Origin of the sequence: Methylobacterium terricola, from assembly GCF_006151805.1 — a bacterium.
Classification (GTDB): Bacteria; Pseudomonadota; Alphaproteobacteria; order Rhizobiales; family Beijerinckiaceae; genus Methylobacterium; species Methylobacterium terricola.
Genome location: NZ_VDDA01000029.1, coordinates 24,229 through 45,502, shown reverse-complemented (window position 1 = coordinate 45,502; position 21,274 = coordinate 24,229). Strand labels below are relative to the sequence as shown.

General features: G+C 70.5%; 16 protein-coding genes and 1 pseudogene. 13 read left to right on the top strand and 4 right to left on the bottom strand.

Annotation, left to right across the window (positions count from 1 at the left end; genetic code table 11):
* Positions 1-44 precede the first annotated feature (44 nt).
* The 3 genes from cckA to recA all read left to right on the top strand — a co-directional run bounded on the left by cckA (position 45) and on the right by recA (position 4,366).
* Positions 45-2,636 (top strand): cell cycle histidine kinase CckA, encoded by a 2,592-nt coding sequence (gene cckA, locus FF100_RS31055; RefSeq protein ID WP_139039901.1) that lies wholly within the window; start codon positions 45-47, stop codon positions 2,634-2,636.
* Positions 2,637-2,725: 89 nt separating this feature from the next.
* Positions 2,726-2,938: a hypothetical protein gene (locus tag FF100_RS31050; RefSeq protein ID WP_139039900.1), complete on the top strand. Its 213-nt coding sequence runs from the start codon at positions 2,726-2,728 to the stop codon at positions 2,936-2,938.
* A gap of 336 nt (positions 2,939-3,274) precedes the next feature.
* On the top strand, positions 3,275-4,366 hold the full coding sequence (gene recA, locus FF100_RS31045; RefSeq protein WP_048426181.1) for a recombinase RecA: 1,092 nt from the start codon (positions 3,275-3,277) through the stop codon (positions 4,364-4,366).
* Between the two features lie 67 nt (positions 4,367-4,433).
* Here the strand turns inward: recA and FF100_RS31040 are convergent, their stop codons facing one another.
* On the bottom strand, positions 4,434-4,847 hold the full coding sequence (locus tag FF100_RS31040) for an MAPEG family protein (RefSeq protein WP_139039899.1): 414 nt from the start codon (positions 4,845-4,847) through the stop codon (positions 4,434-4,436).
* A gap of 192 nt (positions 4,848-5,039) precedes the next feature.
* On the opposite strand from FF100_RS31040, the gene alaS reads away from it, so the two are divergent.
* The 6 genes from alaS (at position 5,040) to FF100_RS31010 (ending at position 13,332) form a co-directional block, all read left to right on the top strand.
* Positions 5,040-7,706 carry an alanine--tRNA ligase gene (gene alaS / locus FF100_RS31035; RefSeq protein WP_139039898.1) on the top strand — a complete coding sequence of 889 codons (2,667 nt, stop codon included), beginning with the start codon at positions 5,040-5,042 and terminating at the stop codon, positions 7,704-7,706.
* Between the two features lie 380 nt (positions 7,707-8,086).
* The gene (gene rfbC, locus FF100_RS31030; protein WP_139039897.1) at positions 8,087-8,641 is read left to right on the top strand and encodes a dTDP-4-dehydrorhamnose 3,5-epimerase; all 555 of its coding nucleotides are present in this window, start codon (positions 8,087-8,089) and stop codon (positions 8,639-8,641) included.
* Between the two features lie 120 nt (positions 8,642-8,761).
* On the top strand, positions 8,762-9,814 hold the full coding sequence (rfbB, locus tag FF100_RS31025; protein ID WP_139039896.1) for a dTDP-glucose 4,6-dehydratase: 1,053 nt from the start codon (positions 8,762-8,764) through the stop codon (positions 9,812-9,814).
* 5 nt (positions 9,815-9,819) lie between these two features.
* Positions 9,820-10,719, top strand: a complete 900-nt coding sequence (rfbD, locus tag FF100_RS31020; protein WP_139039895.1) for a dTDP-4-dehydrorhamnose reductase — start codon at positions 9,820-9,822, stop codon at positions 10,717-10,719.
* Positions 10,720-10,733: 14 nt separating this feature from the next.
* Positions 10,734-11,624 (top strand): glucose-1-phosphate thymidylyltransferase RfbA, encoded by an 891-nt coding sequence (rfbA, locus tag FF100_RS31015; RefSeq protein WP_139039894.1) that lies wholly within the window; start codon positions 10,734-10,736, stop codon positions 11,622-11,624.
* A 175-nt stretch (positions 11,625-11,799) separates the two neighbouring features.
* Positions 11,800-13,332 carry an acyl-CoA carboxylase subunit beta gene (locus FF100_RS31010; protein ID WP_139039893.1) on the top strand — a complete coding sequence of 511 codons (1,533 nt, stop codon included), beginning with the start codon at positions 11,800-11,802 and terminating at the stop codon, positions 13,330-13,332.
* A 130-nt stretch (positions 13,333-13,462) separates the two neighbouring features.
* On the opposite strand, the gene FF100_RS31005 is transcribed toward FF100_RS31010, so the two are convergent.
* Positions 13,463-14,923, bottom strand: coding sequence for a methyl-accepting chemotaxis protein (locus tag FF100_RS31005; protein WP_139039892.1), 1,461 nt, complete (start codon positions 14,921-14,923; stop codon positions 13,463-13,465).
* A 430-nt stretch (positions 14,924-15,353) separates the two neighbouring features.
* A complete protein-coding gene (locus tag FF100_RS31000; protein ID WP_139039913.1) occupies positions 15,354-16,736 on the bottom strand; it encodes an aminotransferase in 1,383 nt (460 codons plus the stop codon).
* A gap of 153 nt (positions 16,737-16,889) precedes the next feature.
* On the opposite strand from FF100_RS31000, the gene FF100_RS30995 reads away from it, so the two are divergent.
* Positions 16,890-17,426 (top strand): hypothetical protein, encoded by a 537-nt coding sequence (locus FF100_RS30995; protein WP_139039891.1) that lies wholly within the window; start codon positions 16,890-16,892, stop codon positions 17,424-17,426.
* Between the two features lie 10 nt (positions 17,427-17,436).
* Here FF100_RS30995 and FF100_RS30990 read toward each other — a convergent pair whose 3' ends face one another.
* Complete coding sequence (locus tag FF100_RS30990) at positions 17,437-17,919, bottom strand: MarR family winged helix-turn-helix transcriptional regulator (RefSeq protein ID WP_139039890.1); 483 nt, start codon at positions 17,917-17,919, stop codon at positions 17,437-17,439.
* Positions 17,920-18,139: 220 nt separating this feature from the next.
* Here FF100_RS30990 and FF100_RS30985 point away from each other — a divergent pair, with 220 nt between their 5' ends.
* From FF100_RS30985 to FF100_RS38725, 3 genes and pseudogenes are all read left to right on the top strand, one after another.
* Positions 18,140-19,768 (top strand): long-chain-fatty-acid--CoA ligase, encoded by a 1,629-nt coding sequence (locus FF100_RS30985; RefSeq protein ID WP_139039889.1) that lies wholly within the window; start codon positions 18,140-18,142, stop codon positions 19,766-19,768.
* Positions 19,769-19,929: 161 nt separating this feature from the next.
* On the top strand, positions 19,930-20,325 hold the full coding sequence (locus tag FF100_RS30980; protein ID WP_139039888.1) for a thiol-disulfide oxidoreductase DCC family protein: 396 nt from the start codon (positions 19,930-19,932) through the stop codon (positions 20,323-20,325).
* Between the two features lie 67 nt (positions 20,326-20,392).
* A pseudogene (locus FF100_RS38725) lies at positions 20,393-21,103 on the top strand (SDR family NAD(P)-dependent oxidoreductase).
* Positions 21,104-21,274 lie beyond the last annotated feature (171 nt).

Below are 21,274 nucleotides of genomic sequence, written 5' to 3'. Positions count from 1 at the left end.
GGTCCGGACGCGTGGTCCGGGCCCACGGGGAGTGTCGAGGCGACATGCCGGAGTTGAGCCCATCCGCGGCGGAGGCCGCCCTCGACCGCTCCGAGCGGCCCGGCCGGGTCAGCCTGCTCCTGCTGCTCGCCGGCCTCCTCGTCGGCGCGGCGGTCGGCCTGAGCTTCGTCGCCAACGAGCAGGCGCAGCCGATCATCCTCGGCCTGCTGGCGCTGCTCGCCATGGCGGGCGTGTTCTGCCTGTTCGCCTTCGCCATCGGGGCGATCCAGCTCACCGGCCAGGGCACCCGCAACGACGTCACCAAGGCGGTGGTCGACGCCGCGCCCGACGGCATGATCGCCATGGAGGAGGGCGGCCGGCCGATCTACGCCAACGCCGCCTACCTGAAGCTCGCCGGCAGCGACACCTTCACCAATCTGCGCCCGGTCGAGCGGGTCTTCGTCGGCTCGCCCGAGGTGTCGGAGGCGGTCTATCGCCTGGCGCAAGCCGCGCGCGAGGGCCGCTCCCTGTCGGAGGAGATCCGCATGGCGCCGCCTCCCGGCGGTGCGGCGGAGCGCGACTTCGCCTGGTTCCGCATCGGCGTGCGGCCGCTGCCGCTGCCGCGCCGGCCGGTGGCCTTGTGGAGCGTCGCCGACATCACCCACGAGCGCGAGCGCCAGGAGAACGTCTTCCAGGAGCTCCAGCACGCGATCGACTACCTCGACCACGCCCCGGCGGGCTTCATGGCGGTCGATCCCAAGGGGTCGGTCGTCTACATGAACGCGACGCTCGCCGCCTGGCTCGGCCACGACCTGGCGCAGGTCGGCTCGGGGGGCCTGCGCCTTTCCGAGATCCTGCCCGACGATCTCGGGCCGGTGCTGATCGGCGGCAACGGCCAGCCCGGCGAGGTCCGTACCGACCGGTTCGACCTGGATCTGCGCCGGCGCAACGGCCACCCGCTCTCGGCCCGGCTCTACCACCGCGTCGCCTACGGCCAGGATGGCCGGCCGGGCGATTCGCGCACGCTGGTGCTCAACCGCTCCGCCGGCGGGGAGAGCGACGATCCCCAGCAGGCGGCGGAACTCCGCTTCGACCGCTTCTTCAACACCAGCCCGGTCGCCGTGGCGACACTGGCGGAGGACGGGCGGCTGGTGCGCGCCAACGCCTCGTTCGCGCGCCTGTTCGGCACCCTGCCGCGCACCGGCGACGGCAGCGAGGTCGGGCCGCCGGTGCGCGACTTCATCGTCGAGCGCGACCGCCACATCGTCGATGCCGCCGCGCGGGCGGCGGCGGAGGGCCGCGGCGACGTGCCGCCGGTCGAGATCGGCGTCTCGGCGCCGGTCAACCGCTCGGCCCGGATCTGGCTCAGCCCGGCCGGCACGGCGGGCGGCGCGGAAGGGGCGGTGATCCTCTACGCCCTCGACACCACGGCCCAGCACCAGCTCCAGCAGCAGGTCAACCAGGCCCAGAAGATGGAGATGGTCGGCCAGCTCGCCGGCGGCATCGCGCACGACTTCAACAACGTGCTGCAGGCGATCATCGGCTACTCGGACCTGCTGCTGGCGAGCCACCGGCCGACCGACCCGGCCTTCCAGGACATCATGCAGATCAAGCAGAACGCCAACCGGGCCGCCAGCCTGGTGCGGCAGCTGCTGGCCTTCTCGCGCCGCCAGACCCTGCGGCCGGAGGTGATCCATCTCGGCGAGGCGCTGTCCGACCTCACCCTGCTCCTGAAGCGCCTGCTCGGCGAGCGGGTCGAGCTCGACCTCAAGCACGGCCGCGACCTCTGGCCGGTCAAGGCCGACGTCAACCAGTTCGAGCAGGTGATCGTGAACCTCGCGGTCAATGCCCGCGACGCGATGCCGGAGGGCGGGCGCCTGCTGATCCGCACCGCCAACATGACCGCCGAGGCCGTCGGCGCCTTGCGCCTCAACGGCCTGCCGGGTGCCGACCACGTGCTCATCGAGGTCAGCGACACCGGCACCGGCATGACGCCCGAGGTGATGGAGAAGATCTTCGAGCCCTTCTTCACCACCAAGGAGGTCAACAAGGGCACGGGGCTGGGCCTCTCGACGGTGTTCGGCATCGTCAAGCAGTCCGGCGGCTACATCGACGTGCGCTCGACCGTCGGCCAGGGCACGGTCTTCGCCATCTACCTGCCGCGCCACGTGCCGGTGCCGGAGGTGGAGGCTCCCGACGCGCCGGCTGAGATCGCCCCGCCGGCGAAGGGCGCCGCGGCGGCCGCACCCGCGGCGGAAGCCCCGAAGCCGCCGGCCCGCGACCTCACCGGCGTCGGCACGATCCTGCTCGTCGAGGACGAGGATCCGGTCCGCGCGGTCAACGGCCGGGCGCTCACCGCCCGCGGCTACACCGTGCTCGAGGCCGCCTCGGGCCTCGAGGCCCTGCAGATCATGCAGGAGCGCGACGTGCCGGTCGACCTCGTCGTCTCCGACGTGGTGATGCCCGAGATGGACGGCCCGACCCTGCTGCGCGAGCTGCGCAAGGCCCATCCGGGCCTGAAGGTGATCTTCGTCTCCGGCTATGCCGAGGATGCCTTCCGCAAGAACCTGCCCGACGGCGAGGAGTTCAACTTCCTGCCCAAGCCTTTCAGCTTGAAGCAGCTCGTCGAGACGGTGAAGACCACGATGGCCGGGTGAGGGGGCACGGATCGCATCCTGGTGACCGCCTCGCCGGACTTGCATGCCTGTGAGGAACGCGGCAGGCGGCGCTGACGAGCGCGCGTGGCATGCGCCAGATGCGGACGATGGCGGCTGGCGCCATTCGGGCGCTGCCGCACGCGGTGCCGGTCAAGAATGGCACCGCGGCGGTCGGTGGGCTGCTGCCGGTCCGGAATCTGTCTCCGGAACCCATGCGCACGGCGCTGGCCGACATCGGTGCGGCGCCTGCCATGCGATTGGGTCGCGACAGGCGACGTCCGCGCAGGCGGGCACGCTTCTGAGCCGTCTCAGGGTGATCGAGGCCGAGCTTCCCACCCGAGGCGGCCGGCGTCCTCTCCGACACCGTCGCCTCCCGCGACGGCTCGACCGTCCGATGCGCACGTCCTCGCCTGCGCCCGGCTTCGCGACGCTGACATCCGGAGCCGCGACCGCGCCGGCACCGGCTGGCCGTCCTGGTCGAACGCCGGCCTGCTGCGCGCCCTCGGCCACCCGTGAGCCGACTCCCATCCCACGGCAAATCCTCCGTTCGCCCTTGTCGAACGAGAACAAAACGAGTACATAAAACCCAGCCGCGCGATTGAGACTTGCCGCCCCTCCTGCCATAAGGACCCGCCGAGATGGCTCAGCCCCAGATGCGACTGGTGGAAAACCCGACCATGGACAAAGACAAGTCGAAGGCGATCGACGCCGCCCTCGCCCAGATCGAGCGCGCCTTCGGCAAGGGCTCGATCATGCGGCTCGGCAAGGGCGACAAGGTGCAGGAGGTCGAGGTCGTCTCGACCGGGTCGCTCGGCCTCGACATCGCGCTCGGCGTCGGCGGCCTGCCGCGCGGGCGCGTGATCGAGATCTACGGCCCGGAATCCTCGGGTAAGACGACGCTCGCCCTGCACACCATCGCCGAGGCCCAGAAGAAGGGCGGCGTCTGCGCCTTCGTGGATGCCGAGCACGCCCTCGATCCGGTCTATGCCCGCAAGCTCGGCGTCAACCTCGACGACCTGCTGATCTCGCAGCCCGATACCGGCGAGCAGGCCCTCGAGATCACCGACACCCTGGTGCGCTCCGGCGCCATCGACATCCTGGTGGTCGATTCGGTGGCCGCGCTGACCCCGCGCGCCGAGATCGAGGGTGAGATGGGCGACCAGCAGCCGGGCCTCCAGGCCCGCCTGATGAGCCAGGCCCTGCGCAAGCTCACCGGCTCGATCTCGCGCTCGAACTGCATGGTCATCTTCATCAACCAGATCCGGATGAAGATCGGCGTGATGTATGGCAGCCCCGAGACCACGACGGGCGGCAACGCGCTGAAGTTCTACGCCTCGGTGCGCCTCGACATCCGCCGCATCTCGACCCTCAAGGACCGCGACCAGCCGATCGGCAACAGCGTCCGGGTCAAGGTGGTCAAGAACAAGGTGGCGCCGCCGTTCAAGCAGGTCGAGTTCGACATCATGTTCGGCGAGGGCGTGTCGAAGGTCGGCGAGCTGATCGACCTCGGCGTCAAGGCCGGCATCGTCGAGAAGTCGGGCGCGTGGTTCTCCTACGACAGCCAGCGCCTCGGCCAGGGGCGCGAGAACTCGAAGGGTTTCCTGCGCGACAATCCCGACATCGCCAACAAGATCGAAGCCTCGATCCGGCAGAATTCGGGGCTGGTCGCCGACAAGATCCTCGAGAACGCCACCCCGACGGCCGACGACCTCGACGAGGGGTCGGCCTGATCTCGACGGATCGGCCCGGGACGTCATGAGGGGCCGCCGCGCGACGAGCGCGGCGGCCCTTTTCGCGTTACGGGGCGCCCGGCCCGGACCAGCCGAACAGACCGGCGAACACGAAGCCGATGCCGACCATCGCGACACCCCAGACGAGCGTGCGGATCCACGGGATGCCGAAGCCGTAGATCGGCAGGTAGAGGAGCCGGGCCCAGAAATAGAGCTCCGCCCCCCACGTCACCGCGCCGCCCTGCTTGCCCGAGACCGCGGCCGCCAGCGCCAGGGCGGCAAAGAGCGGGAAGGTCTCGAAGAAGTTGGCCGAGGCCCGCTTCAGCCGGGCGGCGGCACCGGTGACCTCGCCTTCGCTCTCGCGGTTGCCCGCCGCCCAGGCGAGCCCGCCGCGCTGGGAGAGCCCGGCGGTCGAGGCCGCCATGACGTGGGCGAGTCCCAGGGCCGCCGAGAAGGCGAGGAGGCGGATTTCTTCGGTCATCGGGGCTTGAGTCCTGCCGGGCGGGCCGGCGGCCGCGCTTGCCCACCGTCACATAGCGGCGCCGCCCCGCCTCGACACGGGGGGAGCGCGTGACTAAAGACACGCGGATGCATCCGCGGGCCGCCCGCCGGTGCGCCCAGGTTTCTCACCCGCCCTTCGCCCGGCCCGCCTTCCGCAGAGACGATTCTTCCCATGAGTGGCGTCAACGAGATCCGGTCCACCTTCCTGGACTACTTCGCCAAGCACGGTCACGAGGTGGTGCCGTCCTCGCCGCTGGTGCCGCGCAACGACCCGACGTTGATGTTCACCAACGCCGGCATGGTGCAGTTCAAGAACGTCTTCACCGGCGTCGAGAAGCGGCCCTACCAGCGCGCCACCACGGCCCAGAAATGCGTGCGCGCCGGTGGCAAGCACAACGACCTCGACAATGTCGGGTATACCGCGCGCCACCATACCTTCTTCGAGATGCTGGGCAATTTCTCGTTCGGCGACTATTTCAAGCCGTTGGCGATCGAGCTGGCCTGGAACCTCGTCACCAAGGAATTCGGGCTCTCGCCCGAGCGCCTGCTCGTGACCGTCTATGCCGACGACGACGATGCCGCCGCCCTGTGGCGCAAGATCGCCGGCTTCTCCGACGACCGCATCATCCGCATCCCGACCTCCGACAATTTCTGGCAGATGGGCGATACCGGCCCGTGCGGCCCGTGCTCGGAGATCTTCATCGACCAGGGCCCGGAGCTGTGGGGCGGTCCGCCCGGCAGCCCGGAGGAGGACGGCGACCGCTTCCTCGAATTCTGGAACCTCGTGTTCATGCAGTACGAGCAGATCGAGCCGGGCAACCGGGTCGGCCTGCCGCGGCCCTCGATCGATACCGGCATGGGCCTCGAGCGCATGGCGGCGATCCTCCAGGGCGTGAAGAGCAACTACGACACCGACCTGTTCCGCAGCCTGATCGACGCCGTCGCGCATCAGGTCGGCCGGGCGCCCGAGGGCAAGCAGACCGCTTCCTACCGGGTGATCGCCGACCATCTGCGCGCCTCGTCCTTCCTCGTCGCCGATGGGGTGCTGCCGAGCAACGAGGGCCGCGGCTACGTGCTGCGCCGGATCATGCGTCGCGCCATGCGCCACGCCCAGTTGCTCGGCGCCCGCGACCCGATGATGTTCCGCCTCGTGCCGACGCTGGTGCGCGAGATGGGCCAGGCCTACCCCGAGCTGGTGCGGGCCGAGAGCCTGATCGTCGAGACCCTGCGTCTGGAGGAAACCCGCTTCCGCCGCACCCTGGAGCGCGGCCTGTCGATCCTCGACGCCGAGACCCGCGACCTCTCGGACGGCCAGAGCCTGTCGGGCGAGACCGCCTTCACCCTCTACGACACCTACGGCTTCCCCCTCGACCTGACCCAGGACGCGCTGAAGTCCCGTGGCATCACGGTCGATACGGATGGCTTCTCGGCCGCGATGCAGCGCCAGCGCGCCGCCGCCCGCGCGGCGTGGTCGGGCTCCGGCGAGGCCGCGACCGAGACCCTGTGGTACGGTTTGCGCGAGCGCACCGGCGCCACCGAGTTTCTCGGCTACGACACGGAAGAGGCCGAGGCCGTGGTCACCGCCCTCGTGCGCGGCGGGGCCGAGGTCGAGACGATCCGGGCCGGCGAGGAGGGCCTGCTCGTCGTCACCCAGACGCCGTTCTATGCCGAGTCCGGCGGCCAGGTCGGCGATACCGGCACGGTGACCGGCCAGGGTCTCAAGGCCCGGGTGACCGCGACCGAGAAGAAGCTCGGCGACCTCTTCGTCCATCACGTCGCGGTGGAGGAGGGCGCCCTGACCCTCAGCCAGCCGGTCGAGCTGAAGGTCGACCACGCCCGCCGCTCGGCGATCCGCGCCAACCACTCCGCCACCCACCTGCTGCACGAGGCCCTGCGCCAGGTGCTCGGCGACCACGTCGCCCAGAAGGGCTCGCTCGTCGCCCCCGAGCGCCTGCGCTTCGACATCAGCCATCCGAAGCCGATCGAGGCCGAGGAGCTGGCCCGGGTCGAGGCGATCGCCAATCGGGTGCTGCTCCAGAACGAGCCGGTGGTGACCAAGCTGATGGCGGTCGACGACGCCATCGCGTCGGGCGCCCGCGCGCTGTTCGGCGAGAAGTACGGCGAAGAGGTCCGGGTCGTCTCGATGGGCCGCGACAGCGCCGCCGACGGCCGGCCCAAGACCTTCTCGGTCGAACTGTGCGGCGGCACCCATGTCGGCCGCACCGGCGATATCGGCCTGGTGACGGTTCTGGCCGAGAGCGCGGTCGGCGCCGGCGTGCGCCGGATCGAGGCGATGACGGGCGACGCCGCCCGCCGCCACCTCGCCGGCGAGAGCCGCCAGCTCGCGGCGTTGGCCGGCCTGCTCAAGGTGCCGGTGGCCGAGGCGCCCGAGCGCTTGGCGAGCCTCCTCGAGGAGCGCCGCCGGATGGAGCGGGAACTGGCGGAGGCCCGCCGCAAGCTCGCCATGGGCGGGGGAGGCAGCGGCGGCGGCGATGACGGCGTGCGCGAGGTCGCCGGCACCAAGCTGATGGCCCGGGTCGTGCAGGGGGTCGAGATGCGCGACCTCAAGAGCCTCGCCGACGAGGGCAAGAAGCGGCTCGGCTCCGGGATCGTGGCGATCGTCGGCGTGGCGCCGGACGGCAAGGCCGGACTCGTCGTCGGCGTGACCGAGGACCTGACCGGCCGGTTCGACGCCGTCGCCCTGGTGCGGGCCGGCTCGGAGCGGCTCGGCGGCAAGGGCGGCGGCGGGCGCCGCGACATGGCCCAGGCCGGCGGCCCCGACGGTGCGGCAGCCGAGGCTGCCCTGGAGGCGATCGCGGCGGCTGTTGCGGGCGCGTGATCCCGCGCCGCCAGCGGGGGCGTCACGGCTGACGCCCCGCGACCACCGGCCGGCCGTTCGGGCGTATCGAAGACCCCAGGCTGTGTCGAAGGTTTGCCGGGTCGAAAATGGCCTGGATCGACACCTTCGCGCGCGATCCTGCAATCGCGTCCGACCGTGACCGATCCAGGGCGGCCTCGATCGGCCGTGCTGTACGGGGGGCGATTGCGGCTCGTCCCGTCCCGCCGCCCGCGATCGGCGGTCCGTCTTGCTCGCCCGGTAACGTCGAAGTAGAGGCTGCGGGAATGCGGTCCTGGCCGGTCCGGCCGACGCGGTTGTGCCACGATCGCCGGGCATGAGCCCAGGCTTGTCAAGCCGCGCGAGATCGGAAGGTGGGCGGGATGCAGGTCATCGATCAGGCGATACCGGCGGTGAAGCTGGTGATCCCGAAGCGGCACGGCGATGCCCGCGGCTGGTTCTCGGAGACCTACCGGGCCGACATCCTGGCCGCGTACGGCGTCGAGGACCACTTCATCCAGGACAACCAGTCCTTCTCGGCGCAACAGGGCACCGTCCGCGGCCTGCACTTCCAGCGCCACCCCTTCGCCCAGGCCAAGCTGATCCGGGTGCTCGCCGGTGCGATCCTCGACGTGGCCGTGGATCTGCGGCGCGACTCGCCGACCTACGGCCGGCACGTCGCCGCCCGGCTCGACGCCGCGAACGGCCACCAGCTCTACGTGCCGATCGGCTTCGGGCACGGTTTCTGCACTCTCGAGCCGGACACCATGGTGGCCTACAAGGTCGCCGGCGGCGTCTACAGCCCGGAGCATGACGGCAACCTGTTGTGGAACGACCCCGATCTCGGCATCGACTGGCCGGTCAGCGAGGCCGAGGCCCAGCTCTCGGCCAAGGACAAGGTGGCGCCCCGCTTCGCCGATCTGCCCACGCTGTTCTGAGGGTCGTGCCGGCGCATTCCTATGACGCCGGCATCCGGAGTTACAATCAGGGCGCGAGTTGATTCGCCGCGACCCGCTTTGCGCCGACGAGCGTCATCCTTTCAGGAGATCATTCACCCCATGCGCATCCTCGTCACGGGCGGCTGCGGCTTCATCGGCTCGGCCCTGGTCCTGCACCTCGTCCAAGATCTCGGCCACGAGGTCCTGACCCTCGACGCGCTGACCTACGCGGCGAACCCGATCTCGCTGATGCCGCTCAAGGGCAACAACCGCCACCGCTTCGCGGAAGCCGACATCTGCGACCATGACAGGGTGTCCGGCCTCTTCGCCGAGTTCCGCCCGCAAGCCGTGATGCATCTCGCCGCCGAGAGCCATGTCGACCGCTCGATCACCGGGCCGGGCGCCTTCATCCGCACCAACGTCGTCGGCACCCAGGTGATGCTGGAAGCCGCCCGCGGCTACTACAGCACCCTGTCGGGCGCGGAGCGCGACGCCTTCCGCTTCCTCCACGTCTCGACCGACGAGGTCTACGGCTCGCTGCCCCCGGGCGCCTTCTTCACCGAGGACAGCCGCTACGATCCGCGCTCGCCCTACTCGGCCTCGAAGGCGGCCTCCGACCACCTGGCCCGGGCCTGGCACGAGACCTACGGCCTGCCGGTGCTGGTGACCAACTGCTCGAACAATTACGGGCCGCGGCACTTCCCCGAGAAGCTGATCCCGCTGATGATCCTCAACGCCCTCGACGGCAAGGACCTGCCGGTCTACGGCGACGGCCAGAACGAGCGCGACTGGATCCACGTCGAGGACCACGCCCGCGGCCTCGTCGCGGTGCTGGAGAAGGGCCGGATCGGCGAGACCTACCTGCTCGGCGGCCGCTCGGTGCGCAACAACCTCGACGTGGTGAAAACGCTCTGCGCGATCTTCGACCGTCTCCGTCCCGAGGCCGGCCCGCACGAGCGCCTGATCAAGTTCGTCACCGACCGGCCGGGCCACGACCGGCGCTACGCCATCGACCCGAGCAAGGCGGAGAAGGAGGTCGGCTATGCGCCGACCCGCACCTTCGAGCAGGCGCTCGAGGACACCGTGCGCTGGTACCTCGACAACGAGTCGTGGTGGCGCCCGATCCGCGAGGGCCGCTATTCCGGCGAGCGCCTCGGCCTGACGGCGGAGTGAGGCGGATGGCGCGGGAGATCCTCGTCCTCGGCGGTGGCGGCCAGGTCGGCACCGAATTGCAGCGGCAAAGCTTCGGGGCGGACGCGGTCATCCGCGCTCCCGCCCGGGATGCCCTCGACATCACCGACGAGGCGGCGGTCGCCCGCGCGGTCGCCGAGCGGCCGTGGGCGGCGGTGATCAACACCGCCGCCTACACGGCGGTCGACAAGGCCGAGAGCGACGTGGCGGCGGCCTGGCGGCTCAACGCGCTCGCCCCCGCGTATCTCGCGGCGGAGACCGCGAAGGCCGGCATCCCGCTGATCCACGTCTCGACCGACTACGTCTTCGACGGCACCGGCGCCGGCGCCTACGCGGCCGATGCCCCGGTGCGGCCGGTCAGCGTCTACGGCGCCAGCAAGGCCGCCGGCGAGATGGCCGTCCGCACCGGCAACCCGCGCCACGCGATCCTGCGTACCGCCTGGGTGGTGAGCCCGCACCGGGCGAACTTCGTCAAGACGATGCTGCGGCTCGCGGGCGAGCGCGACAAGCTGACGGTGGTCGACGACCAGCGCGGCTGCCCGACCTCGGCCGGCGACCTCGCGGCGGCGCTCGTCGCCGTCGCGCTGCGCTTCGCCGAGGACACGGCGGCGCCTGCCGGCACTTATCACTGCGTCAATGCCGGCGCGACGACCTGGTACGATTTCGCGCGGGCCATCATGGCCGGCGCGGCGGCGCGGGGTGCCCGCTCGGTGCCGGTCGAGCCGATCCCCAGCACGGCCTTCAAGACCCCGGTCACCCGGCCGGCCAATTCCGAGCTCTCGACCGAGACCCTCACCCGCGCCTTCGGCCTCACGCCGCGCCCGTGGGACGCGGCTCTCGACGACATCCTGGACCAGCTCATCGGTCCCGCGGCGAACCGCGCCTGAAGGAGTAACAGACCATGAAGGGCATCGTGCTCGCCGGCGGATCCGGCACGCGGCTGCATCCGGCCACGCTGGCGATCAACAAGCAGCTGCTGCCGGTCTACGACAAGCCGATGATCTACTACCCGGTGTCGGTGCTGATGCTGGCCGGCATCCGCGACATCCTGCTGATCTCGTCGCCGGAGCATATCGACAACTACAAGCGGCTGTTCGGCACCGGCGAGCAGTTCGGCATCACCATTTCCTACGCGCTGCAGCCCAAGCCCGAGGGCCTGGCCCAGGCCTTCATCATCGGCCGCGAGTTCGTCGGCGACGATTCGGTGGCGCTGGTGCTCGGCGACAACCTGTTCTTCGGCGCCGGCATGCGCCAGCTCCTCGCCAAGGCGAAGTCGCGCGAGACGGGCGCCACCGTGTTCGCCTACCACGTCGACCAGCCGGAGGCCTACGGCGTCGTCACCCTCGACAAGCAGGGCCGGGCGACCAAGCTGGTCGAGAAGCCGAAGAACCCGGAATCGCCCTGGGCGGTGACCGGCCTCTACTTCTACGACAACCAGGTGCTCGACATCGCGGCGGCGGTGAAGCCCTCGCCCCGCGGCGAGCTGGAGATCACCGACGTCAACCAGGCCTATCTCGACCGCGGCCAGCTCCACGTCGAGTGCATGTCCCGCGGCTATGCCTGGCTCGACACCGGCACCCACGACAACCTGCTCGAGGCCGGCGAGTTCGTCCGCGTGATCCAGCACCGCCAGGGCATGCAGGTCGCCTGCCTGGAGGAGATCGCCTACCTGCAGGGCTTCATCACCCGGGAGCAGGTGCTGGCCCGCGGCCAGCTCTTCGCCAAGACCAATTACGGCCAGAGCCTGCTGCGCCTCGCCCGCGAGGAGGAGCCCGGCCAGGTCGCGCTCTGAGCCGGCTCACGGAGCCCGCGTCGACGGGCGCGGCCCTTCGCATGCCGCGTCCCGTTCCCGGTCCGGTCTCGCCCAAAAAGACCGAGTTTTCGCCCCGCCCCGGCGCATGCTAAGGCCGCAGGCACGGTCAAGCCTCCCGGCGGGCGCGGACTCTTCTTCAGGAATGGGCGACAGCATGAAGGACATCCTCGAACGGCTCGACCAGCGGCGTGCGCAGGCCCGGGTCGGCGGCGGCGAGAGCCGGGTGGCGGCGCAGCACAAGCGCGGCAAGCTCACGGCGCGCGAGCGCATCGAGCTCCTCCTCGATTCCGGGTCGTTCGAGGAATTCGACATGTTCGTGCAGCACCGCTCGAACGATTTCGGGATGGAGAAGCAGAAGATCCCGGGCGACGGCGTCATCACCGGCTGGGGGACCATCAACGGCCGCGCCGTGTTCGTGTTCTCCAAGGACTTCACGGTCTTCGGCGGCTCGCTGTCCGAGGCGCACGCCCAGAAGATCATCAAGGTCCAGGACATGGCGCTCAAGATGCGCGCCCCGATCATCGGCATCTTCGATGCCGGCGGTGCCCGCATCCAGGAAGGCGTCGCGGCGCTCGGCGGCTACGGCGAGGTGTTCAAGCGCAACGTCACGGCGTCCGGCGTGATCCCGCAGATCTCGGTGATCATGGGGCCGTGCGCCGGCGGCGACGTCTACTCGCCGGCGATGACCGACTTCATCTTCATGGTGCGCGACACGAGCTACATGTTCGTGACCGGGCCGGACGTGGTGAAGACCGTGACTAACGAGGTGGTCACCGCCGAGGAACTCGGCGGCGCCAAGGTCCACACCTCGAAGTCGTCGATCGCCGACGGCTCCTACGAGAACGACGTCGAGGCGCTGCTGCAGATCCGGCGCCTGATGGACTTCCTGCCGGCCAACAACCAGGCCGGCGTGCCGGAGCTCGAGAGCTTCGACGATCCGGCGCGCCTCGACCGCAGCCTCGACACCCTGATCCCCGACAACCCGAACAAGCCCTACGACATGGGGGAGCTGATCCGGCGGGTGGTCGACGAGGGCGACTTCTTCGAGATCCAGGCGGCCTATGCCCGCAACATCATCACGGGCTTCGCCCGGGTCGAGGGCCGCACCGTCGGCTTCGTCGCCAACCAGCCGATGGTGCTGGCCGGCGTGCTCGATTCGGACGCCTCGCGCAAGGCCGCCCGCTTCGTGCGCTTCTGCGACGCCTTCTCGATCCCGATCGTCACCTTCGTCGACGTGCCGGGCTTCCTGCCGGGCACCGCGCAGGAATACGGCGGCCTGATCAAGCACGGCGCGAAGCTGCTCTTCGCCTACAGCCAGGCGACGGTGCCGCTCGTCACCGTCATCACCCGCAAGGCCTTCGGCGGCGCCTACGACGTGATGGCCTCGAAGCACGTCGGCGGCGACGTGAACTACGCCTGGCCGACCGCCCAGATCGCCGTGATGGGCGCCAAGGGCGCGGTCGAGATCATCTTCCGCCAGGACCTCGGCGACCCGGACAAGATCGCCGCCCGCACCAGCGAGTACGAGGAGCGCTTCATGTCGCCGTTCGTCGCCGCCGAGCGCGGCTACATCGACGAGGTGATCATGCCGCACTCGACGCGCCGCCGCATCGCCCGGGCGCTCGCCATGCTGCGCACCAAGGAGAGCGAGCAGCCCTGGAAGAAGCACGACAACATCCCGCTGTGAGGGCCGTCTCGCTCTCACCGCGGGACTGACACCCTCTTGGTCATCCCGGGCTCCGCTGCACGGTCCCGGGATGACGCGGAGGATGACGGATGACGGGGCTTCTTCCACTGCTCCCACAAGGGGACAGGCCTCACCCCGCCTTCAGGAACTTCTCGACGCTCCCGGTCAGTCCGCTCGAATGCCCGGCGAGGCTCTCCGACACCGCCCGCACGGTCTCGGCGATCCGGCCGGTGGCGCTGGCGGCGTCCGACACCGCCACGATGTTCGACGACACCTCCTGCGTCGAGGCCGCCTGCTGCTCAACGGCGCTGGCAATGGCGAGTGTCAGCCGCGACAGCTCGGCCACGGCGTTGTTGATCGTGGCGATCGCCGCCACCGCCTCGCCGGTCGCCCCCTGGATGTCCCCGATGCGCTGGGTGATCTCGCCGGTCGCTCGTGCCGTCTGGCCGGCGAGTTCCTTGACCTCGGCGGCCACCACCGCGAAGCCGCGCCCTGCCGCCCCCGCCCGGGCCGCCTCGATGGTGGCGTTGAGCGCGAGCAGGTTGGTCTGGTCGGCGATGGTCGAGATCATGCCGACCACCGAATCGACCTCGCGCGCCTTGGCCGAGAGGGTGCGCACCGTCGCGTCGGTCGCCTCGGCCTGTGCGGCGATCTGCTGGGCGCGCTCGGAGACCCGGCCGACCTGATCCGAGATCTCCCGGATCGAGGCGGTCATCTCCTCGGAGCCCGCCGCCACCGTGGCGGCGCGCTCGCGGGCCGCATCGGCCGACTGGCCGAGACCGATGGCGGAACGCTGCATCTCCTCGACCGCACCGCTCATGGCGCCGACCACCTGCGACACGTCGGAGGCCATGATCGCCTGCGCGGTCACCACCGCCCAGGTCAGCATCGGCCCGACATAGGACCCGTCCGGCCCCATGATCGCCGAGACCTGCAGGTCGAGCACCTCCGGGCCGAGCTTGATCTTGGTCCGGTGCGGCAGCCGGCTCGCATCGGCCAGCATCCGGCGCTGGTGCGACGGGTTCTTGTGGAATACGTCGATCGAGGTGCCGACCATCAGCTCCGCCGCGACCGGCAGGTACTGCGCCAGCGGGCCGAGGGTCCGGCGCGAGGCGCCGTTCATGTAGTCGATGCGGAAGTCGTTATGCGGGTCGGCGGTCATCACGGCGACCGGCATGCCCTCGATCATCGTCATGAGACGGCTGATCTCGTTCTTCTTCCGAGTGATGTCGGCGGCGAGCTTGACCACCTTGACCGGCTTGCCGGCGGCGTCGAGCACCGGGTTGTAGGTCGCCTCGAGCCAGACTCGCTTGGCGTTCTTGCCGAAGCGCAGGAACTCGTCGGCGAAGAACTGACCCGCCCGCAGCTTGTCCCAGAACACCGCGTAGTCGGGCGAGGCGGCGGCCTCTGGATCGAGGAACATCCGATGATGTTTCCCGATGATCTCGTCGAGCCGGTAGTCGAGCAGGTTGAGGAAGTTGGCGTTGGCTCCGATCACGGTGCCGTCAAGGTCGAACTCGATGATGGCGAGGGACTTGTTGAGGGCACTCAATGTCGCGTCCGAGACATTCTCGCGCCGTTTCCGAAACATGCCGCCGGTTCCTTTTTGGTCGAAACTTGTTCAAACTTGGGCCGGCAGGCTTAAAATCCGCTAAAAGAATGCTGCGCAATACCAGTTTTCCGACGGCAGCGGCGAGGGCCGGCAGGCCGGTCCGGACCGGGCCCGACAGGCCTGCGGCGTGCCTGACTGATGAAATCTGGATGGCAAAACAAGGGATTGCTGCGATCCCAACGCTCTGCCGGCGCGCCCGCGCCCGCGCCCGCGACGCTGCAGTTTTACCGTTAGGTCGGTCGCCCCGCCGCACCGCGTCGCCGTGGTCGGTATCGCAGTGCTGTGCAGTGCATGCCCAGAAGGTAACTTGCGGATCGGCGCGCCGAATGAGCGGATATTCGGCTTGAGCCGGCAGAGACTGTTAGATCGAGGCCGCCTGGCGGCGGCCTCTCCCGCGTTCGAGCAGTTTTTATGCTGCTGTCAGACCCTGCTCGCGGATCCAGGCATGGGTGCGGTCCAGCGCGGTGACGAGACGGTCGAACAGGGTGTCGATCTCGTCCGGGCGGATCACCAGCGGCGGGCAGACCGCGACGCGGTCGCCGGTGAGGAAGCGGACGATCAGGCCCTCCTCCTGCGCGAAGGCGACGCAACGGGCGGCGACGCCGGCCTTCGGGTCATATTGCCGCTTCGTCGCCTTGTCGGCCACGATCTCGAGGCCGCCGATCAGGCCGAGCCCCTTGGCCTCGCCGACGAGCGGATGCTCCTCCAGGGCCGAGAGGCGGCGCTGGAAGTGCGGCGCCTTCTCGGCCGCGCCCTCGATGATGCGGTCGCGCTTGTAGATCTCGATGGTCTTCAGCGCCACCGCGCTCGCCACCGGATGGCCCGAATAGGTGGTGCCGTGGCCAAACGTGCCGATCTTGCGGCTCTGGTCCTGCATCGCCTGGTACAGGGTTTCGTCGACCGTGACGCCGCCGAGCGGCATGTAGGCCGAGGTCAGCGCCTTGGCGAAGGACAGGCTGTGGGGATGCATGCCGACCGTCTCGGTGCCGAACCAGGTGCCGAGCCGGCCGAAGCCGCAGATCACCTCGTCGGCGATCAGCCGCACGTCGTAGCGGGCGAGCACCGGCTCGACCGCCGCGAAATAGCCCTTCGGCGGCACGATGGCGCCGCCCGCGCCCATCACCGGTTCGGCGATGAAGGCCGCGACGGTCTCGGGCCCCTCGCGCAGGATCATCTCCTCCAACTCGGCCGCCAGCCGCGCCGAATAGGCCTCCTCGCTCTCGCCGGGTTCGGCGCCGCGGTAATGGTGCGGGCAGGCGGCGTGCAGGAAGCCCGGCAGCGGCAGGTCCCAATCGGCGTGGTTGGCGGTCAGCCCGGTCAGCGAGGCCGACGCGACGGTGACGCCGTGATAGCCCTTGTGCCGGCCGATGATCTTCTTCTTCTGCGGCCGGCCGAGCGCGTTGTTGAGGTACCAGGTCAGCTTGACCTGGGTGTCGTTGGCCTCCGAGCCCGAGGAGGTGAAGAACACCTTCGAGACCGGGATCGGCGCCAGTTCCTTCAGGGTCTCGGCGAGCTCGATCGCCGGGTCGTGGCTGCGGCCGGAGAACAGGTGGGTGAAGGGCAGCCGCGCCATCTGCTCGCGGGCGGCCTCGACCAGCTCCTCGTTGGAATAGCCGAGCGCCGTGCACCACAGGCCGGCCATGCCTTCGAGATAGGGCCGTCCGTCGGTGTCGTAGACCCAGACGCCGTGGCCGCGCTCCAGGACCAGCGGCCCGGTCTGCCGGAAGGCCGCCAGGTTGGTATAGGGGTGGATCAGGGTTTCGACGTCGCGGGTGGCGAGGTTCGAGAGCATCGTCGCGATCGCTTTCTTCACGGGGGAGCTCGAGGCGGCTCCCGACTGGCGGAGCAGAATTCGCTTGCACCGTCACACTAGCGGCGCGATGCCGACGCACAACCCGGGCCGCTCTCGCGGGCCGCCCGCACAATCCTGGTCAGACCGACGCGCATGCTCGACCCCGCCGAACTCGTCTCGACGCCCGCGCCCGGCCGCGCCTGCGGCGCCTGCACCCTGTGCTGCAAGGTCTACGACGTGCCGGCCGTCGAGAGCGTCGCCGGCGAGTGGTGCCGCCACGCCAAGCCCGGCCGCGGCTGCGGCATCCACGCGACCCGGCCCGGCCATTGCCGCGCCTTCCATTGCCTCTGGATGACCGAATCCTGGCTCGGCCCGGAATGGAAGCCCGACAAGGCCAAGATGGTGCTGAGCCTCGATCCGACGACGCGCTTCCTCCACGTCCAGGTCGATCCGAGCCAGCCTGCCGTGTGGCGGCGCGAGCCCTATTACGGCCAGCTCAAGCGCTGGGCCGTGGCGTCGCTCCCGCAGCGCCGGCACGTGCTGGTCTTCGTCAACCACAGCGCCACCGTGGTGCTGCCCGACCGGGACGTGCCGCTCGGCGTCTTCCTGCCCGGCGACCGGCTCGTCGCCCGCGAGCGAATGACGCCGAACGGCGTCGTCCTCGACGTCGAGAAGCGGGCGGTGACGTGAGGGGCGCGCGTCAGCCGCCATCGGCCCGGGCGGCGTCGCGCCAGGCCAGCACCACCCGCTCCAGCGCGGCGACGTCGCCGGGGGGCAGCCGGCCGAGGGTGCGGGCGACGTAGGCCTGCTGCGCCGCGATGCCCGAGCCGGCCAGCGCCAGCCCGGCCTCGGTCAGGTGGAGCGCATGCGAGCGCCGGTCGCCGGGAATCGGGCGGCGCTCGACCATTCCCGCCTCGACCAGCCGGTCGATCAGGCCCGAGACGTTGCCCTTGGTGACGTAGAGCCGCTCGGCGAGGTCCTGCTGGGTCAGGCCCTCGCGCTCGGACAAGGTCGAGAGCACGTCGAATTGCGGGATCGACAGCCCGACGGCCTTCAGCTCCGCCGCCACCGCGGCCGAGACGCGCCGGTGCAGGCGCAGGAAGCGGAACCAGACCCGCAGCGGGTCGGCCTCGGCCGGGGCGTCCGCCTCAGCCGAAGGGTGGGGGCGCGAGGATGCCGTCATGGCAATAGTTTACATCAGAACCATCTCGGTGCCACGCCTAGCCGCCGCCGATCCCCGCTCTTCGATCCCCGCCTCCAGGCTCGCGGGATGCGTGAAGGCACCGCTCTAGCCGCCCCGGCACCGCTGCCATAAGCTGGCGCCTCAGACCGCGGGCCCGCGAGGCCCCGGCGAGCGAGGGCGCGTGGATAAGCGCGCTCCACCAAGGGAAGGACGACACGCCATGCTCGGCCTGATGCAGGACTGGCCCCTGCTGATCCACCGCATCATCGACTACGCCGCCGTGCAGCACGGCGCCCGCCCGGTGATCTCGCGCTCGGTCGAGGGGCCGATGCACCGGACCACCTATGCCGAGGTGCGGCAGCGCTCGCTGCGCCTGTCGAAGCGCCTCGCCGCCGACGGCATCCGCCTCGGCGACCGGATCGCGACGCTGGCCTGGAACACCTGGCGCCACCTCGAGACCTGGTACGGCATCACCGGCATCGGGGCGATCTACCACACGGTCAACCCGCGGTTGTTCGAGGACCAGATCGCCTACATCATCAACCACGCCGAGGACCGGATCCTCTTCCTCGACCTGACCTTCGTGCCGCTGGTCGAGCGCCTGGCCGACAAGCTGCCGACGATCGAGCGCTACGTCGTCCTGACCGACGGCGCCCACATGCCGCAGACGAGCTTGCGCAACGCCGTCGCCTACGAGGCGTGGCTGTCGGAAGCCGACGACGACTTCGCCTGGGCGCGCTTCGAGGAGAACACCGCGGCGGGCCTCTGCTATACCTCGGGCACCACCGGCCTGCCGAAGGGCGTGCTCTACTCGCACCGCTCGAACGTGCTGCTCGGCCTGATGGTCAACAACCCGGCCTTCATCGCGCTCAAGCCGACCGACATGGCGATGCCGGTGGTGCCGCTGTTCCACGCCAATGCCTGGGGCTTCAGCTTCGCGGCGCCGATGTCGGGCGCCGGCCTCGTCATGCCGGGGGCGAAGCTCGACGGCGCCTCGGTGCTGGAGATCCTGGAGACGACCGGCGTCACCGTGACCGCGGCGGTGCCGACCGTCTGGCTCGGCCTGCTCCAGCACCTCGACGCGACGGGCAAGCGCCTGAGCCACCTCGAGCGGGTGGTGATCGGCGGCTCGGCCTGCCCGCGGGCGATGACCGAGCGCTTCGAGCGCGACTACGGCGTCACCGTCGACCACGCCTGGGGCATGACCGAGATGAGCCCGATCGGCTCCTACTGCTCGCTCAAGCCCGAGGTCGCCGATCTCGAGGGCGAGGCCCGCCTCGACCTCAAGATGAAGCAGGGCTATGCCCCGTTCGGCGTCGAGTTCCGCCTGACCGACGACGACGGCCGCGACCTGCCCTGGGACGGCACCACCTTCGGGCGCCTCAAGGTCGCGGGGCTCGCGGTGGCCAAGGCCTACTTCAAGAGCGACGAGCCGATCCTCGACGATCGCGGCTTCTTCGATACCGGCGACGTCGCCACCATCGATCCCAACGGCTACATGGCGATCACCGACCGCTCGAAGGACGTGATCAAGTCCGGCGGCGAGTGGATCTCCTCGATCGACCTCGAGAATCTGGCGGTCGGCCATCCGGACGTCGCGGAGGCCGCGGTGATCGGCGTGCAGCACCCGAAATGGGACGAGCGCCCGCTGCTGATCGTGGTGCCGAAGGAGGGCCGCACCCCCGACAAGGCCGACATCCTGGCCTTCATGGCGCCGCGCATCGCCAAGTGGTGGATGCCCGACGACGTGGTGGTGGTGCCGGCGATCCCCCACACCGCCACCGGCAAGATCCAGAAGACGGCTTTGCGCGACCAGTTCCGGGACTACCGGCTGCCCGGCGCGGCGTGATGGAAGGGCGGCGGGCGCCGCCGGGAGGCCCGCCGCCCTTCCGATGATCCTGCGAGGCGCGACCTTATCGCGCGTGCGCCCCCACGGTGACGAACGCCCCCGTGCGCATAGCTGAGACGGCGAAGCGCGGAAATGTCGGGCACGATCGCGGGGGAAGCCGGATGCGGGAGGATCTGACCGTCTACTACGATGGGGCCTGCCCGCTCTGCCGCACCGAGATCGCGCATTACCGCGGCCGGGCCGGCGCGGAGCGCGTCCGCTTCGTCGATCTCGCCGCGGTCGAGACGGAGGCCGCCCTGGGGCCGGGGCTCGACCTGCCGGCGGCGAGGGCCCGGTTCCACGTCCGCGAGACCGATGGACGCCTCGTCTCCGGGGCCGCCGCCTTCGCGCGGCTCTGGCGCCGGCTGCCGGGCTGGCGCTGGCTCGCCCGCCTCGTCGAATGGCGGGTGTTCGGCCGGCAGCCCGTCCTGCCCCTGGCCGATGCCGCCTACCGCCTGTCGCTGCCGCTCCGGCCGCGGCTGGTACGGCTGCTGCGCCTGTCCGGCTCCCGCCGCTGAGCGGGCGCCCCGTCGCGGGTTGCCGCGATCACGCCTCGGAGCCCGCCCCCGTCCAGCGAGGAGAGACATGAGCAGCGCGGTCGTCATCGGGGCCTCGGGCGGGGTGGGACGCGCCCTCGTGACCGCGCTCGCGGCCCGGGGCGCGCACGACACGGTCTTCGCCCTGTCGCGCTCGCGGTCTCCCCAGCCCGACGGCGTGCGCGCCGTCGCCATCGACGTCACCGACGAGGCCACCGTCGCGGCGGCGGCGCAGCGCGTCGGGGAGGCGGGGCCGGTCGGGCTGGTCATCGTCGCCAGCGGCATCCTGCACGGGCCGGGCATCGCCCCGGAGAAGGCGCTGCGGACGCTCGACCCGGCCGCGATGGCCGCCGTCTTCGCCGTCAACGCCCTCGGCCCGGCGCTCGTCGCCAAGCACCTCCTGCCGCTGATGCCGCGCAAGGGGCGGTCGGTTTTCGCCGCCCTCTCGGCCCGGGTCGGCTCGATCGGCGACAACCGCCTCGGCGGCTGATACGCCTACCGGGCCTCGAAGGCGGCGCTGAACCAGATCCTGCGCACCCTCGCCGTCGAGACCGCCCGCACCCATCCCGACCTGATCGTCGCGGGCCTCCATCCCGGCACCGTGCAGACGACCCTGTCCCGGCCGTTCCGTCCCGATCCGGGCCCCGGCCTGTTCTCGCCGGAGGAGAGCGCGGACCACCTGCTGCGGGTCCTGGCCGGCGTGCAGACCGGCGATTCCGGCCGCGTCTTCGCCTGGGACGGGCAGCCGATCCCGCCATAGATCCGCTTGGTCGGCGCATCCTGAAGTTGCGTTCGCGGCCCGATTCCGTGCAGTCTGGGGCGGTCGGTGCCGGGCGGCGGGACAGCGCCGTCCGGCCCCCGGCGGGGCCTGCCGGTTGCCGCGGAGGGCCGCACGGCGCCGTTCGTGGGTCCCGGGGCGCGAGAGGAGCAG